Origin of the sequence: Chlorogloeopsis sp. ULAP01 (genome assembly GCF_030381805.1) — a bacterium.
Lineage (GTDB): Bacteria > Cyanobacteriota > Cyanobacteriia > Cyanobacteriales > Nostocaceae > Chlorogloeopsis.
This window is the reverse complement of record NZ_JAUDRH010000001.1, coordinates 184,960-202,649: the sequence shown is the minus strand read 5'-3', so window position 1 is coordinate 202,649 and position 17,690 is coordinate 184,960. Positions and strand designations below refer to the sequence as shown.

Here is a 17,690-nt window from a genome sequence, read left to right as displayed (position 1 = left end):
TTTCAATCCAAAATCCAAAATGGTATAACTTTACCTCGTAATAACCCGGTAATAACTTGATTAATAGTATTTAAATAGACATATAAAGTAGTTGTATTTTACATAAGTAATTGATACGATTCTGGATATTAAGCCTCTAATTTGAACTTAACAAGGGAATATAAGCCTTTTTCACCAGGATATTAATATTTATTCCTTTTATCGCGGTTTGCTATGGATTATTGAAGCTGCCGTGAAATGAAAGGTAGTAGTAACTTATACGCTGGCGAAGGCTGAGTGAGAATCGTCTGGGTAAAAGTTTTATCCATGATGCGGAGTGGCTAAGTAAGGAACAACACAAAGACAAAGGATATAAAGAATGCGTCTGAGAAAGCTAGTCAGCTATGGGATTCTTGTCATAGTATTTATCATCGGTTTCAGTTTCACAGCAATCGCCCGTGGCTCTAACAATCCACCCCCCAGTCAAAATATAGAGTTTGCCCAACAGACGAGCGATTTGATGCTCAACACCTTGTTTGCAGCACTCACACAGGAGTTCGACGAAACTACACCAGATAATGTGGAGCAGGGTAAACAGTCTATCTCGCTGATATTTAACGATAAAAACAGGGATATGCGGCTAGTCGGCACCCTTAACCCACTCCAGGAAAGCGATCGCCCCCGCGACAACTTCGAGCGTCAAGCACACGCACTGGCATTGGCGGGGGAGGCATACACATCCGTCCAGCGCGTAGACAATCAGTGGTACTATCGACGCTCGATCCCCCTCAGCAATTTTAGAGCGGAGTGTGCGCTCTGCCACGCCAATTTCCCAACTGGCCCGACATCGGATTGGGTAGGTGCGCTCATGCTCAGGGTGCCAATCAGGGAGTAAGAAACTTCCAAAAAAAGCTAAAAGTCAATGTTGTCATCGGCAGCATTGACTTTCTGTTTTGGGTTCTTTTGCGAAAAGTAGCGATCGCCCATCGTAAGTAGAAATTTATCTATACCTAACGAAGTAAATATTTATTCACAACTCTTTACAAACTCTAGTAGAATGATTCTATTAACAAAAGTAAGTATTTTTTCTCATTGACATGATAGCGGAGCAATTCCCCTGGCTTACCGCGATTGTCCTACTTCCATTAGTTGCTTCACTGCTCATCCCTGTGCTGCCTGATAAAAATGGTAAGCGCGTGCGGTGGTATGCCTTGGGTGTAGGTATCGCAGACTTTGTCTTGATGTGCTATGCCTTTTGGAAGCATTACGATCCGAGCAGTGCTAGTTTTCAACTCGTGGAAAATTATGCCTGGCTACCTCAGTTAGGTCTAAACTGGGCATTATCAGTCGATGGGCTGTCAGTTCCGCTTGTGCTCCTAGCAGGATTTGTGACGACACTCTCGATGTTTTCGGCATGGCAAGTTGATCGTAGACCTCGCCTATTTTACTTTCTGATGCTCGTGCTTTATGCCGCACAGATAGGGGTATTCGTTGCCAAAGACTTGCTGCTGTTTTTCATCATGTGGGAAGTCGAACTGATTCCTGTCTACCTACTCGTTTGTATTTGGGGTGGGCAGAAGCGTCGCTATGCGGCAACAAAATTTTTACTATACACAGCAGCGGCTTCTATATTTATTTTAGTAGCGGCACTGGCTATGGCGCTCTACGGTGGCGGCACCATGACCTTTGATATAGTAAGTCTGGGCATGAAGGAGTACCCACTTGCTCTGGAACTGCTGCTTTATGCGGGATTGTTGATTGCATTTGGCGTCAAACTGGCTGTGTTTCCCATGCATACCTGGTTGCCTGATGCCCACGGTGAAGCATCGGCTCCGGTGTCAATGATTTTGGCAGGCGTGCTTCTGAAAATGGGTGGTTACGGATTAATACGCCTAAACCTTGAGCTTCTTAGCGATGCACATATTTACTTCGCACCTGTTTTAGCAATTCTGGGCATTGTTAACATTATCTATGGCGCGTTGAACTCCTTTGCCCAATCAAACATGAAGCGCCGCCTAGCGTATTCATCGATTTCCCACATGGGGTTTGTATTGCTTGGTATAGCGTCGTTTACTGATTTGGGAATCAACGGTGCGATGTTACAGATGATTTCCCACGGCTTAATTGCATCGGTGCTATTCTTCTTAGCAGGGGTAACTTATGACCGCACCCACACGATGGCGATGGAAAGTATGGGTGGTATCGGACAAGCCATGCCCAAAGTATTTGCCCTGTTCACCATTGGTTCAATGGCTTCCTTGGCTCTCCCTGGGATGAGCGGCTTTGCTGGCGAACTCTCGGTTTTTCTTGGTGTGACAACCAGTGATATCTACAGTTCAACCTTCTGCACTGTAACAGTTTTCCTTGCAGCCGTAGGAGTGATCCTCACACCGATTTATTTACTGTCCATGCTGCGACAAGTATTTTATGGCACTGGTGCAGAACTAAAATGCAGCCTTACAGACGTAGGTTTGCAGAATCAGGAGGCTGAAGAAGCGGTTTGTTTTGGCACAGATTGTGTTTTGCCTAATGAGGCAATATATAGAGATGCCAGCCCACGCGAAGTGTTTATCGCTGCCTGCTTCTTGGTAATAATTATCGGTATTGGATTATATCCTAAGATGGCAATGCAGATGTACGATGTCAAGACAGTTGCGGTAAACGCTCAAGTCCGTCAATCATACACCATCATTTCGCAAGAGCATCCTGGTGTCTATGCTCATGGAGTGTTGATTCCTGAAATTGCAAAGGCTGAGGTAACTCCTGTTTTAGCAAATTTGAAGTAAGATTTTTGATGTCTTGCACCCCGATTGCAAGAGCCAGAGGCTTTATTTCTCGTTACCAGGTTGAACCTGGTAACGAGTATTTAACAAGAGTAAGTCACAAAATGATCAAAGAATAAGGAGTAGAACTTGTGCATAGCGGAAGAATGCAGATGTTGATGGATAGGACTGCGATCGCACTTTCTACCGCCTGCGCAATCCATTGTTTATTCCTACCTGTTTTCATCGTTTTGCTTCCCGCACTAGCTACGACTTCTCTTGGTAACGAAAGCTTTCACCGTTTTCTGCTCTGGTTTGTCTTTCCCATCAGTGCATTGGCTCTGACGCAGGGGTGCCGTCGTCACAAAGATAGAATAGTACTCGCCTTTGGCATCTTGGGCTTGGGGCTTTTAATGGCAACCGCAATTGTTGGGCATGAAGTCGTAGGTGAAGAAGGTGAACGCTTGGCTACAGTTTCAGGAGCAATGCTTTGGCATTTGGGCATATTCGTAACTATAGGCTATGCCGCAAGAATAAGTGCAGATTCTAACAAAAACCACAGCTGATTGATATGGAGAAGTGATCGCTCAAACCTAATTACGAATTAAATGCAAAATTTCCTCCGGCTACTCTTCGACTTTCAAATAAATGAAACCCGTTCGCGGGATTGAAACTATCTTCCAGTTTTATGTAAAAGCGGAATATTTGCCTTTTAAATAAATGAAATCGTTTCCGCTTACATCGAAATTACTCAATATATGAGTCCAAAAGCTCTGCGTTCCTCCGTGCTCACCTTTGCGTTCCTCTGCGTTAAAAAATATTAGGCATTAGGTAGCAGTAATGAAAAACGAACCACAAAGAACACAAAGAGCACAAAGAAATAAGAGTTTTAGAGAGTTTTTGCGTAAGTCCTGAATATATTATTTCGATGCCAACAGATTTGATATCAATCCCGTTTGCGGGATAGAAACTAAAACAACAAGCAATGAGCAATTTTTCATTATCTTTGACTAGATGTCACAAAATTAGCAAAGCTCAATTCATTGACTCGATTCCAGTTATAAATCTGCTCTCTAAAACCTTTCCACTGTTCGTAAACTTGTTTAAAATTCGCATCTTTACTGGCATTTTCTGCAAATATCTCAAAAGAGATTTTCTCAGCCGCTTGCAGAATATCTTGGCTGTAGGGAACTAACTTTGTACCACCAGCAACCAACTTTGAAAGTACCTGCCCATTCAAGGCATCGTACTGAGTGAGCATATTGACGTTAGCTTCATAAGTTGCCGCTTTCAATACTTCTTGATATTCTTTGGGTAAGCGGTTCCAGGCATTCAAATTAACTAATACATCTAAGGTGGGGCCGGGTTCCCACCAACCGGGATAATAATAGAACTGCGCAGCTTTATTCAAACCCAGCTTTTCATCATCATAAGGGCCAACCCACTCAGCCGCATCAATAGCACCCCGATCCAATGCCAAGAAAATTTCGCCCCCTGGTAAAACTTGCACATTCACTCCCAAGCGAGACATAACTTGTCCTCCCAATCCAGGAATCCGCATTTTTAATCCCTTGAGATCCGCAACAGACTTAATTTCTCTTTTAAACCATCCCCCCATCTGCGCCCCAGTACTACCCGCAGGAAAGTTAATGACATTAAAGCTGGTATAAATTTTCTGTATAGCTTCTAAGCCACCACCGTGATAAAGCCACGCATTTTGCTGTTGGACATTTAAACCGAAGGGTACGGATGTAGCAAAAGCTAATGCCAGACTTTTACCGATGTAATAATAGCTGGATGTGTGTCCGCATTCCACTGTTCCCCCTTGCACGGCATCTAATACTTGCAATCCCGGCACTAATTCGCCCGCAGCAAAGGGTGTAATTCGGAAACGTCCATTAGTCATTTCCTTTACCCGTTGGGATACAGTTTCCGCACCAATAAAAGTACCTAGAGATTTCGGCCAACTTGTCGCCATCCGCCACCGGACATTTGGCAGCCCAGTTGTCACACCAGGAGATTTACCAGGTCTGCTACAAGATGCTAGGGTAGCAGTAGTGACTGTAGCGATCGCAGTATTTTGAATAACTTGTCTACGTTTCATAAAGTTTTGTAAATTAAAATATAGTCAATTCTCAGGCTACTGGAATTGAATAATAGTAATGTCTAGCAGTAAAAAGTTAGACTCATATATTGCAATTGTTAACTTTTAACCTCATGACTGGAGAGCAAAACCTTGGGAATAGAACTACGTAGTTTCGTATTTCTCGACAGCTTGCAACCTCAACACGCAGCATATATAGGAACAGTAGCTCAAGGTTTCTTGCCATTGCCAGGCGATACATCGCTGTGGATTGAAATCTCTCCTGGAATTGAAATTAATAAAATTACAGATGTAGCACTCAAAGCTGCCTCTGTACGTCCTGGAGTACAGGTAGTAGAAAGACTTTACGGTTTACTAGAAGTTCATTCTAGCTCTCAAGGTGAAACACGAGCTGCTGGTCAAGCCATTTTGGCAATGTTAGGAGTCAAAAAACAGGAATGTATTAAACCGCGTGTCGTTTCTAGCCAAATTATCCGCAACATTGATGCTTACCAAGCACAATTGATCAATCGCACAAGAAGGGGACAGCTACTACTAGCGGGACAAACGCTGTATGTGTTAGAAGTGGAGCCTGCTGCTTACGCCGCACTAGCTGCCAATGAAGCAGAGAAAGCGGCAGCGATTAACATCCTTGAGGTGCAAGCTGTAGGCAGCTTTGGAAGACTGTACTTAGGTGGGCAAGAACGGGATATTCTTGCAGGTGCAGAGGGAGCACGAACAGCGATTGAAAGCGTAGCTGGTAGGACAAATCCCCAGGGTGGGCGTCAGGAATAAAGGAGAGAAGATGACAAATCTTGAGCATCTGGCTTTACTCAAAGCAGGTGCAGTCACCTGGATTGACTGGAGAAGGCAAAATCCCCTAATTAAACCAGACTTAAGTGCTGCTAACCTATCTGGAGATAACCTCAGAGGTGCCAACCTCCAGGGGGCAAACTTGAGCAAAGTGGATTTAGAGCATGCTTTACTAGTGCGAGCCAACCTCAGTGGAGCCGATCTCAGTAGTGCGAACCTCCACGGAGCAATTTTGATTGAAGCTGACTTGAGTGCGGCTAACTTGAGCGTTGCTAAATTGAGCAGTGCTACACTTACACAAGCAAATCTGACTCATGCCAATCTAATTGGTTCTGATTTGAGTGAGGCAAATCTCAAAGGCGCTTGGCTCGCTGATACTAACTTAATTGGAACTGAGTTGAAGGGCGCTAACTTCAAAGAAGCCGATTTGGGTGCAGCAAAGCTAATCCGGGCTAATCTCTGTTTTGCCAACTTAATTGCAGCTAACTTAATTGCAGCAGATCTGGGTGAGGCAAATCTGTATGAGGCGGAATTGATCGGGGCGTACCTTTACAAAACTAACTTGTACAAAGCTAATCTCAACAAGGCTCACCTGAGTGGTGCGTACTTGGTGCGGGCTAATTTAAGTGAAGCAGATTTGAGCAAAGCTGACTTGCGATGGACTAATCTCAAAGGAGCAAACTTGGCAGGAGCAAATCTCACAGGAGCAAACCTCATAGGAGCAAATCTTACAGGGGCTAACTTGAGTGGCGTGAATTTTGACGAGATTATTATGCCTGAGTGAGGAGCGATCGCTGGTGATGTGATTTAGTTGACGCGGAGAATAATGTTGTATAAAACGATTTTGGAGAATTGATATTAAATCTTGACGATTAATATAGCGATTCTCGATTATGTCCATTACGCTGTAGAAGCACAAAGCCTTCTATGAAATTCTATGCTTAACCAAATCTAAAACCGTTATAATCTTGATTTTCTTATCGCTTAATATCTTTATTGGTACACTTGAACTCATTAGCCCAGAAAAACAGCGCCTATGGTACATATAAAGCGCGTTGAACTCACAAATTTCAAATCCTTCGGCGGTACAACCTCTGTGCCACTACTGCCGGGGTTTACTGTCGTCTCTGGGCCAAATGGTTCGGGCAAATCGAATATTCTAGACTCGTTACTATTTTGTTTGGGGCTTGCTAGCTCTAAGGGAATGCGAGCCGATCGCTTACCTGACTTGGTTAACACTACTCAAACTAGTAAATCCCGCGCCACTGTTGAAGCTAGTGTGACGGTGACGTTTGATTTATCAGATCATGAGCCAGATGAACTTTTAGACAGCGAACCGATTGTCTCTACTGTAGAGATTGATACCCCTGAAGTAGAAACAGAAGAAGAACAGCAACAGACGGAAGACGAAAAAAATCGCCGCGAGAAAATCCGCGCTACACCTGGTAATGACTGGTGTGTTACTAGAAAGCTGCGAGTGACTCCCCAAGGTACTTACACATCAAATTATTCTATTAACGGTGTTTCTTGTACGCTAAGTGAGTTACATGGAGAACTAGAGCGTCTGCGTGTTTACCCTGAAGGATACAACGTTGTTCTCCAAGGGGACGTCACCAGCATTATTTCCATGAATCAGCGCGAGAGGCGAGAAATTATTGATGAATTGGCAGGAGTAGCAGCATTTGACCGTAAAATTAACCAAGCGAAAGAAACTTTAGAAGAAGTTAAAGAAAAAGAAGATAGCTGCCGAATTATTGAGACAGAATTAACCGCCCAGTGCGATCGCCTCTCTCAAGACAAAACTAAAGCCGAAAAATACCAAAAACTCCGCACTGAATTTCTGGAAAAACAAAAGTGGGAAGCTGTTTTGTCGTGGCGTACCCTGCAAAATCAACAAGAAAATTTAGCTACCCAAATTCAAGCAGGCGATCGCACTTCCACAGAACTTACAGAACAACTCACATCCCTAAATACAGAAATTACTCAAAAAACTGCTGAACTAGATCAACTTAATGCCCGTGTCAAAGCATTGGGAGAAGATGAACTTTTAGCGGTACAATCTGCTCTTGCGAATCAAGAAGCAGAACGCAAACAACTCCAGCGTCAGCAATCGGAACTAGAAACTACTTCTCAAGAAACAGTCAAGCGTCTGGCTCAAACTCAGCAAGAAATCCAACAGTATCAGCAAACTATAGAACAACTGGCACAACAACAACAGCAGCAGACGCAAAATGTCGCTTCTTACCAACAACAACGGGATCAAGCCCAACAAGTCTTAGAAAGTTCTCGCCAAGCAGCTGCGGAAATTGCTTCTGCTTCCGAGGCTTGGGTACAACAACAAACTGCACTCAACCGCCAAATCGAAGCTTTACTACAAACACTCGAACCCCAGCGCACAGAACAAGCCCAACTACGGGAACGCGATCGCCAACTACAGGAGCAAATTCAAGAACAAACTCGACTCATACAAACTTTAGAACCGCAATTAGCCCAAAAACAAGCTGAGTGTACTCGCTTAGAAACGGAATTTAATGCTGCCACTGAACCTATCCAGAATTTAGCGCAAGATTTAGCTGCTACAGAACAAGAATTGCAAATCCAACAAGATACTCAAAAACGCTTGTTGCAAGAACAGCGAGAGAAACAACGCCAGTTGGATAAATTAGAAGCGCAAGCCCAAGCACAGCAAGAAGTGCAAGGAACTGGTGCCAGCAAAGTCATCCTGCAAGCGGGAATATCTGGTATTTGTGGGTTAGTTGTTCAGTTGGGAAGGGTGGAACCCCGCTATCAATTGGCGTTGGAAATTGCTGCTGGTGCGCGGTTGGGGCATATTGTTGTGGAAGATGATTCAATTGCCGCTGCCGGAATTGAACTGCTTAAACAAAAACGGGCGGGGAGAGCGACTTTTTTACCGTTAAATAAGATTCATGCCCCGAAAATTAATCAAGATTTTACGCTGCGTTATGCTAAGGGTTTCGTAGATTATGCTGTTAACTTAGTTGATTGCGATCGCCGCTATAAAGACGTGTTCAATTACGTTTTTGGTAACACAGTCGTATTTGCCAATCTGGAACAAGCACGTAGCAATCTGGGCTTATATCGGATTGTGACTTTGGATGGAGAATTGCTAGAAACTAGCGGCGCCATGACTGGTGGTAGCATTACCCAGCGTTCGGCGTTGCGATTTGGCAGTGTGGAAGCGGCGGAATCTGAAGAAGTAGGGGCGCTGAAAAAGCGGTTGATAGATATTGAGAGAGTTTTAGAGCGTTGTACCGAGGCGATCGCATCTCTTTCGACTAGAGCAAAAGAATTATCGCAAGAGGTGACAGAAGCACGAGGCAAACGACGGGAACAGCAATTGCTGCTGGAACAGTTGCAAAAAGAAGTTAAAACTTTGACATCTCAATTAGAAACAACGGGATCACAACTTGCTCAAAACAGCGAGAAATTTGCCACTGCCCAATCTCGCCTCGAAGTTTTAGACCGGGAATTACCGACTCAAGAGCAGCAATTGCAACAATTACGCCACACCTTGGCAGAATTGGAAGCTTCCCAAACTCCCCAAGAATGGCAACAAATCCAAGCGACAATTAAAACTCAAGAGCAACAATTGCAACAGCAAGAGCAAGCTTTACGAGAGGCAGAACAACACCTCAAAAACCTGGAAAATCAACAACAAAGATTGCAAGAGAAAATTCAAGAAGCCGAACAGCGAATCGCAGAATATCAAACGCAGCAAACATCTTGTAGAGACACGATTGCTCGCGTCTGTGGTGAAATAAATAAAATTGACGAGCAAATTATCCAAACCCGCGCTGCCTTGGCGCAGATGGAACAGAATTTGGGAGAAGAAAAACAAAAACGCGATCGCACAGAAGCTGAATTACGCTCCAACTTGCTGCGTCAGCAACAATTAGAGTGGGAACTGCAAAAACTACAAGAAACTCAGCTAACAAGACGAGAAGAACTAGCCAACGTGCAAGCACAATTGCAAACAGTCGCGGCAGACTTGCCATCTCCCTTGCCAGAGGTGCCAGATAAAGTAGATTTAGAAGAATTGCAAAAAGAATTGCGATCGCTTTCCAAACGCTTGCAAGCGATGGAACCAGTTAATATGCTGGCGTTAGAACAATATGAACGCACCCAAAAACGGTTAGAAGAACTCAGTCAAAAATTACAGACACTAGAAGCAGAAAGAACAGAATTATTGTTGCGAATTGAGAATTTTACGACTTTACGACAACGCGCTTTTCAAGAAGCTTTTGACGCTGTAAATGAAAACTTTAAATCAATTTTTGCAACTCTTTCTGAAGGTGACGGTTATTTACAACTCGACAATCCAGAAGATCCGTTTAATAGCGGACTTAACTTAGTTGCACACCCTAAAGGCAAACCAGTACAACGCCTGGCTTCCATGTCTGGAGGAGAAAAATCTTTAACAGCTTTAAGCTTTATTTTTGCCCTGCAAAGATATCGTCCATCACCATTTTATGCGTTTGACGAAGTAGATATGTTTCTGGATGGGGCAAATGTGGAACGATTAGCTAAAATGATTAAACAACAGGCGCAACAAGCACAATTTATAGTTGTGAGTTTGCGCCGCCCGATGATAGAATCAGCCGAACGCACAATTGGCGTTACTCAAGCGAGAGGAGCTTTTACTCAAGTTTTGGGTATCAAGTTACAATCCTCCAATACATCTGCTTGAATTTTTGTTAATAATAGTGTATAGATAAACCGGATTCGAGATCAGGACTCCGTATAGAATGACCTCTGAACAAGTAATTAGGCGTTCCGATATTTTAAATACTCAGGTAATCACCCGTGACAATGGCAAGCGACTGGGAATAGTCAATCAAGTCTGGGTAGATGTAGATCAGCGAGAGGTTGTGGCTCTTGGTTTGCGAGATAGCCTGATCTCCGTCTCTGGCATACCGCGCTATATGTACCTGAGCAACATCAACCAGATCGGGGATGTAATTCTGGTTGATAACGAGGATGTCATCGAAGATATTGAAGTTGAAGCCTACAGTAACCTGATCAACTGGGAAGTTATTACCGAAACAGGTGAAGTATTAGGTAGAGTCCGAGGTTTCAAATTTAATGGAGAAACAGGTAAGATTTACTCCATTGTCGTTGCATCTTTGGGAGTGCCGCAAATTCCTGACTCTTTCTTGAGTACCTACGAGTTATCAGTAGATGAGATTGTCAGTACAGGTCCCAACAGGTTAATTGTATTTGAAGGAGCCGAAGAGCGTGTCGTCCAATTGACTGTTGGTATACTAGAGCGTCTTGGTATCGGCAGAGCGCCGTGGGAGCGGGAAGAAGCTGAAGGATACGACTATGCTCCCCGTGCAATTGCACCACCAAATCAACTACCAAGTGGAGTACCAATCGAGCCAATTAAGCCAAAAGTTCGCGCACCCGAACCCGTCGCCCAAGAATGGGACGAAGATTATTATGAAGAAGAACGCCCTCCTCAACGGCGAGTCATGGAAGCGAGAGCCTACGAGTCGATTCGCTACGAAGAGGAAGAAGAAGACAATTGGAGTGAGGCAACAGGTAAAGATAGATACCAGGCACAACCCTACGAACCTCCGGCTTACAACAATAAGTCATACGCCGAAGATTACGACGACTACGACGACGATCTCAATCGCGACGCTTGGGATGATGAACCGCCAAAACCGATAAACATCCCGAAGAAAGTTAAAGAGAGACAGCCAGAATACGAAGAAGAAGGCGGCTATTAAAGTTACTCCTGTAGCTTAACTGCCGTAAGCCCAGCGCCATATCCCTTCAAGGTATGACGCTGTTATATTTCAAATATTGCCACGTTCTTTTTGCTCATCCATTCTTTCAATCAATGCCACGATCGCCTGAGCTAATTCCTCTGGTTCAATAGGTTTTGCTAGATGTTGTTGAAAACCTGCTTGCAGAGCTTGCTTTTGATCGTATTCTGCGGCGTAGGCAGTCAGCGCGATCGCCCCAATTAATCCTCCTTGTTTGGGCGATCGCTTCCTAATTTCTTGCATCAGCATATAGCCGTCGATATCGGGCATTCCAATGTCGCTAATCAATATGTCAGGCTGGAAGCACTCCAGCAGAGTCAAAGCCTCAGTTGCTGATGCGGCAACACTCACCCGCGCCCCATACTGTTCCAAAATGGTGAGTACCAAGTCTCGCATATCGGCTTCATCATCAACGATAAGAATTTGCAGTTGACTAAAATCAAAGGTGCTGATAGAGGTGAGATTATCTTGATTTTTCTCTTCAACAACCTTCATTAACGGTAATTTCACCCTAAATATCGCACCCATTCCCTCACCCTGACTTTCTACCTTAACTGTTCCTCCATGCAACTCACTCAGGTGACGGACAATTGCTAATCCCAATCCCAAACCCCCAAATTTTCGAGTGGTTTTACCATCTTCCTGACGAAAATATTCAAAAACATAAGGCAAAAATTTTGAACTAATGCCCTTGCCGGTATCCTTAATCGTAATCAGAGCAAATGAATCAATACACTCTAGCCAAATCTCGACTCTTCCCCCTGAGGGAGTAAACTTAATGGCATTTGAGAGTAAATTCCAGACAATTTGCTGGAGACGAGCAGAATCCCCAGACACAATTACTACATCGGTGGCAAAGTTTTTGTGAATTTGAATACCTTTGGCTTGGGCTGCCAAGCGTACCGTTTCTAGAGCAGCCTCAATAGTAGTTGCCAAGTTCACCTGAGATATTACCATCTTGCCCTGGAGAATGCGGGAGACATCGAGTAAATCTTCAATTAATTGGGTTTGTAATTTAGCATTACGTTCGATTGTCTCTAAAGCACGACGAGTTGCTATCTCATCCAGCTTGCCAGCTAGGAGTAGTTTTGCCCAGCCCAAAATCGGATTTAGGGGCGATCGCAACTCATGGGACAATACTGCCAAAAATTCATCCTTGATCCGATTCGCTACCTCGGCTTCTTCCCGTGCGGCTTGTTCTCGTTGCAGAATGCGATCGCGCTGCTGTTGCAATTGTTTTTGTTCTTCAATATCAGTTGCTGTGCCGAACCATTTGATAATTTGCCCTTGCTCATCTTTTAGCGGCACAGCTTGGTGTAAATGCCATCGGTACACACCATCTGCCCGCCGCATCCGCCCTTCGGCTCGATAGTTTGTACCTGTTTGTTGCGCTGCTGTCCAATTCTGGCTGAGAGTTGGTATATCATCAGAATGGATAATCACTTGCCAACCTGCGGTTTTTGCTTGGGCAAGCGTTAAACCAGTGAAATCCAACCAGCGTTGATTGACATCTAGCAACACTCCTTCTGGGCTGGCTGTCCACACCAATTGCGGAATTAACTCAGCCAAACACCGATAGCGTTCTTCGCTTGCCTTTAAAGCTGCCTCTGCTTGTTTGCGATCGGAAATATCACGAAAATACACCGCAACTCCATCCGCAGAAGGGTAAGCGTTGACTTCCAACCAGCGCCCAATCGGTTCACCAAACTCCTCCCACCAGACAGGAATTTGTTCTGCCACTGCTCGGTGCAGTTCCCGGTATGCCAGCCCCCCAACTTCTGTCTGAAATACCTCCTGCCACACTTGTTTGCCAATCAATTCTTGTGGCGATTGCCCTAACAGTTGGGCAGCAGCCTGATTCACATAGGTATAACGCCATTGGCTATCAAACGCCACAAACGCATCAGTAATGCTTTCTAAGATATTATGAACTTGATCGCGAGCCGTTTCAGCTTCAGTGCGTAAAACCTGCTCTCGCTGGGCTGCCTCCCGACGCAGTTGAGCCATTTCTAGATGAGCACGAACACGAGCCAATAATTCTTTAGCACTAAAAGGCTTAATCAAATAATCGTCCGCACCAGCTTCTAATCCTTCAATTTGTGCCTCTTCTCCAGCTCTTGCTGAAAGTAGGATGATGGGTAACTCGCGAGTGCGAGCGTCACTCCGCAGCGCCTTCAACAAGCCAAAGCCATCTAAGCCGGGCATCATCACATCGCTGAGAACTAAATCTGGCAGGCAATCAGCGATCGCCTGCAAGGCTGCCATGCCATCACCTACTGCCTCAACCTGATAACTACTACTCAACAACCGCTTGACATAATCCTGCATATCAGCATTATCGTCAACGAGGAGAATACGGGCAGAGTCAGAGGACACGGGGAGGTGGGGACGCGGGGACACGGAGATATGTTCACTATCTCCCGCCTCTTCTGGCAACCATCTTAAGGCTTCTTCGACGTAGGGAGCCGCGCCAAGTGCAGATGAGACAGGAGTTAAGTTAGTTTGGACACGATTGGATGTAGAATCGGGCGGTAAATGAGCAGTACCAGTAGGAATTATGACCGTAAATGTAGATCCTTCTCCTTCAATACTTTCAACCTGCACCCTCCCACCATGTAAGCGAGCTAGCTCTTGTACTAAAGCCAGTCCAATTCCTGAACCCTCGTATGTCCTCGCTCTTGCTCCTTGGACGCGATGAAAACGCTCAAACAGATGCGGCAACTCAGCAGCAGGAATTCCCGTACCCGTATCTCGCACAATTAGTTCAACACTATTATCTAAATTACGCAACAGCACCGTAATTCCACCCTCAAAGGTGAACTTGAAGGCGTTCGAGAGCAAGTTGAGTACAATTTTCTCCCACATATCTCGATCAACATAAACAGGTTCATGGAGCGGTTCACACTCCACATTTAAACGCAAACCTGCCCGCTCGATCGCAGAACGAAATACGCTCGATAACTCCGTAGTCAATGTAGCCAAATCAGTAGGTTTATAGCTCGCTTGAATCCTACCTGCTTCAATCCGCGAAAAATCTAACAGGGTATTGACAAGCTTGAGCAAGCGGAGGCTATTACGATGTACTAGTTCTAGCTGTTGTCGGTGTTCGTTCGACAATTCCCCATGTGCAGCTAAAATATCCTCCAAAGGGCCTAGCATTAAAGTTAACGGGGTACGAAATTCATGAGAAACGTTGCTGAAGAAGACAGTTTTCGCCCGATCAATTTCTGCTAGTGCCTCTGCCCGTTTACGTTCTTCTTCATAGGCTTGAGCATTAGCTATGCTAGCCGCGATTTGAGCTGAAATTAGCTCAACAAATCTTTGATAATTATCGTCAAAGAGCCTGAACGGGTTTAGCCCGACAACTAATATTCCCATTCGCCCTTTTTGACCTGATGATGCTATCGGCACAGCTATTGCCTGATGAGGTTGCCGCTTCCAAGCACCTGTGGGTAGGTTAGTAAAATATGATCCTAAATCAAAAACTAAACATGGTTTATTCTTCTTGAGAACTTCTGCAAAGGGCCAAACTGCATCGGCATCAACAGCGACAGTTTCAGGCACTGCTGGATGTTCCCGTCCGATACCGCAAGTAGCAGCTAGATTGACGCGCTGCTGATCTGGATCGGCCAGATAAATCATCGCGAAGGGGAGGTCGTAGGGGTTTGTTTCTAGACAACTCGCACTCAGTGTACAAGCTTGCTCAAACGTGCGTGCATCTGCCATCATAGCTGCCAATTCCCGCAGCAGTACCAACTGGCGCTCACCAATGATACGTTGTGTGTCATCTGTATTGGCGCAAATGATGCCACCTGTACCACCTTCGTCGTTAGGAACCGGGCTATAGGAGAACGTGTAATAAGTTTCCTCCGGATAGCCGTTCCGCTCCATGATCAGTAGCAGCGATTCGTCGTAAGTGCCTTCATTTGTGAGCATCGCCGATTCGGCACGAGGCCCAACCTGATCCCAAATTTCACGCCACACGTAGGAAGCCGGTTGCCCCAACACTTGTGGATGTTTGCCGCCAACGATCGCTTTGTAGGCGTCATTGTAAAGGTTAATTAGTTCCTCGCCCCACCAGACAAACATGGCTTGGCGAGAGGTTAACATAATGCGTACAGCAGTTTTCAGACTTTGCGGCCAGTTTTCAACACAACCAAGGGACGTTTGCGACCAATCGTGCGATCGCATCAACGTTCCCATCTCTCCACCACCTATAAATAAATCTTCAGGAACAGTTGCTTTGACATCAGGGTTCACAGTTTTTAACTCCTTGTCCCTGAAAGTATTTTTCTAGCAGATCTTTGGCGTGATCGTCCATTGGATGCACTAGCACTTCAATTTGTTTTAAAGCCAACGATAAAAGCTTTGTCCGCCCCTTCTCCCATCGGTTAACGCTTTGAAACAAAGATACAAATTCAAATTGCGAGAGTTCAAGACGCGCTCTTGTCTGTCGAATCAACTCTGCAAACTTTGGCTGTTCTATTGCAGGCATGAGTGCGTATACCTTTTGATTTCTACTGGCGGTTGGACTACACCGCATGAGATCCTAATTTTTGGAATATACCACGTGGCATAGTCCTTACCACCTCTACCCCAAGATGCAGAATCTAAAAGTAGGGGTGCTTGAAGAGGAAGGGGACAGTAGTAGGTGTATTACGGCTATGTAATGATTTGAGAGTTTAATAGTAACGCACCACATGATTATTGGTGCGGCAAGGCTAAAATGTTGCATTATTGACTAGCAAAAAATTTAATCGCACTAATCAGAATCATGCCAGATACTGTGATGCGATCGCTCGTCTCAAACTTTTTGGAAAAACTACTATACTAGAAATGACACTACTGATGCCGTCTCATTTACGCACCCCAAGTAAATTGTACGCTTCGCTGCCGGATCACTTCTTTATAAAGTATTTCTAATTCAGCCACATTATTACTGAGGGTATAGCGTTCTAATACTCGTTTTCTTGCTTTTTGTCCGAGCAGAGTTGTTAACTCAGGATGATCTTGAAATAGTGGCAGGAGGGTTCTCAGTTGAGGTCGCACTGTTTTAGGATTGAGAATTACACCTGCTCCCTTTTCTAATACTTCTCCATCTGCACCCACATCTGTAGCTATACACGCTATTCCACAAGCCATTGCTTCTAAAAGGGAGAGTGATAAACCTTCTACCAATGAAGGTAAAATAAATACATCTGCACCTCTTAAGATATCGATGCGTCGGTTTTCATCGGCAACAAATCCTAACCAAATAATCCCGTATTCGGGGCCATAAAACGGTTCTAAAGAAGATTTTAGGGGGCCGTCGCCAACTATAAGTAATTTGCTTTCTGGAGCCATTTCCGCTTGTTTCCAAGCGCGGAGGAGGGCTTCAACGTTCTTTTCTGGAGCTAATCGCCCTTGATAAACAAATAAGCGATCGGCGTCAAAGTCGGCTTTAATTTCAGATGAACCGGGCGAATATTTAGTTATATCTACGCCGTTGGGTATTACCGCAATCTTGTCTGGCGGCACACCCATCCGCGCTAATAATTCGCGTTGAATTTGGGAAAATACAATTACGCGATCGTAATTACCCAAAAAAGGCGCATAGAGTTGATAAGCCAAAAGTTGAGTTCCCGATACCAGTTTTGCCCCTTTACCTGCAAAGGGTGTGTGAAAAGTCGCGATTAAGGGCAAATTCAATTCTTCACAAATTTCTGGTAAAACAAAGTCCAAGGGAGATAGGGTGAGGGAAGCATGGACTATGTCTGGCTTGATGCTCTTTAAAGACTGGGTTAAGACTTTAGTTGCTTTAAAAGTGGGGATAGTGTAAACCTGGGACTTGTAAATGAAAGGCAGAGGAACTTCTTGAAATTTCGGCCAGTTGTCTGGTTCAGATTCTTCTTGGGCAAAATGCAGAAAGCTAACTTGGTGTCCCAGTTCTAGTAAGGCATTTGTAATTTCTCGACTGTAGGTTACATTACCGCAAAAGGGTGATTTTTTTCCAATCCAAGCTATGTGCATTCTTTAGATTAACTATTTACAAAAGCGGGTTTAGTGTATCAGTTTTTATTCTTTGTACTGTTTTGCTCTTTGTACTTCGTGGCTTATTGCTAATCATAAAATACAGCCAGTACCCACTTCAAACAATTTTTTTTATGTTGTATTCACTAAGTCGATTATAGATTTATTTGTTTTATTTATAAGTTGTTATTGGACTGTGTCAATATCAAAAAGCAACAACGAGCCAGAAGCTATTTCTAGCTAAAATTAGGA

Annotated in this window: 11 protein-coding genes; 7 read left to right on the top strand and 4 right to left on the bottom strand. The window is 44.5% G+C overall.

All coding sequences use genetic code 11. The annotated features are described in order from the left end of the window. The first annotated feature begins 358 nt into the window (after window positions 1-358). The 3 genes from QUB80_RS00995 to QUB80_RS00985 all read left to right on the top strand — a co-directional run bounded on the left by QUB80_RS00995 (window position 359) and on the right by QUB80_RS00985 (window position 3,307). Complete coding sequence (locus tag QUB80_RS00995) at window positions 359-874, top strand: hypothetical protein (protein WP_289787634.1); 516 nt, start codon at window positions 359-361, stop codon at window positions 872-874. A 202-nt stretch (window positions 875-1,076) separates the two neighbouring features. Then, a complete protein-coding gene (locus tag QUB80_RS00990; protein WP_289787633.1) occupies window positions 1,077-2,765 on the top strand; it encodes an NAD(P)H-quinone oxidoreductase subunit 4 in 1,689 nt (562 codons plus the stop codon). 128 nt (window positions 2,766-2,893) lie between these two features. Next, window positions 2,894-3,307, top strand: coding sequence for a MerC domain-containing protein (locus tag QUB80_RS00985; RefSeq protein ID WP_289787632.1), 414 nt, complete (start codon window positions 2,894-2,896; stop codon window positions 3,305-3,307). A gap of 434 nt (window positions 3,308-3,741) precedes the next feature. Here QUB80_RS00985 and QUB80_RS00980 read toward each other — a convergent pair whose 3' ends face one another. Beyond that, a complete protein-coding gene (locus QUB80_RS00980; protein ID WP_289787631.1) occupies window positions 3,742-4,845 on the bottom strand; it encodes a TRAP transporter substrate-binding protein in 1,104 nt (367 codons plus the stop codon). A 132-nt stretch (window positions 4,846-4,977) separates the two neighbouring features. Between QUB80_RS00980 and ccmP the strand changes: the two genes are divergently transcribed. The 4 genes from ccmP (at window position 4,978) to QUB80_RS00960 (ending at window position 11,390) form a co-directional block, all read left to right on the top strand. Then, window positions 4,978-5,619 (top strand): beta-carboxysome protein CcmP, encoded by a 642-nt coding sequence (ccmP, locus tag QUB80_RS00975; protein WP_289787630.1) that lies wholly within the window; start codon window positions 4,978-4,980, stop codon window positions 5,617-5,619. 10 nt (window positions 5,620-5,629) lie between these two features. Further along, on the top strand, window positions 5,630-6,421 hold the full coding sequence (locus QUB80_RS00970; protein WP_289787629.1) for a pentapeptide repeat-containing protein: 792 nt from the start codon (window positions 5,630-5,632) through the stop codon (window positions 6,419-6,421). A 252-nt stretch (window positions 6,422-6,673) separates the two neighbouring features. After that, window positions 6,674-10,345 (top strand): chromosome segregation protein SMC, encoded by a 3,672-nt coding sequence (gene smc / locus QUB80_RS00965; protein ID WP_289787628.1) that lies wholly within the window; start codon window positions 6,674-6,676, stop codon window positions 10,343-10,345. Window positions 10,346-10,403: 58 nt separating this feature from the next. Further along, window positions 10,404-11,390 carry a PRC-barrel domain-containing protein gene (locus tag QUB80_RS00960; RefSeq protein ID WP_289787627.1) on the top strand — a complete coding sequence of 329 codons (987 nt, stop codon included), beginning with the start codon at window positions 10,404-10,406 and terminating at the stop codon, window positions 11,388-11,390. 69 nt (window positions 11,391-11,459) lie between these two features. Here the strand turns inward: QUB80_RS00960 and QUB80_RS00955 are convergent, their stop codons facing one another. The 3 genes from QUB80_RS00955 to QUB80_RS00945 all read right to left on the bottom strand — a co-directional run bounded on the left by QUB80_RS00955 (window position 11,460) and on the right by QUB80_RS00945 (window position 17,438). Further along, window positions 11,460-15,689, bottom strand: coding sequence for an ATP-binding protein (locus QUB80_RS00955; RefSeq protein ID WP_289787626.1), 4,230 nt, complete (start codon window positions 15,687-15,689; stop codon window positions 11,460-11,462). Beyond that, the gene (locus tag QUB80_RS00950) at window positions 15,679-15,924 is read right to left on the bottom strand and encodes a helix-turn-helix domain-containing protein (protein ID WP_289787625.1); all 246 of its coding nucleotides are present in this window, start codon (window positions 15,922-15,924) and stop codon (window positions 15,679-15,681) included. Before QUB80_RS00950 ends, QUB80_RS00955 begins: the two co-directional genes overlap by 11 nt. Window positions 15,925-16,289: 365 nt before the next feature. Then, the gene (locus QUB80_RS00945; protein WP_289787624.1) at window positions 16,290-17,438 is read right to left on the bottom strand and encodes a glycosyltransferase family 4 protein; all 1,149 of its coding nucleotides are present in this window, start codon (window positions 17,436-17,438) and stop codon (window positions 16,290-16,292) included. Window positions 17,439-17,690 lie beyond the last annotated feature (252 nt).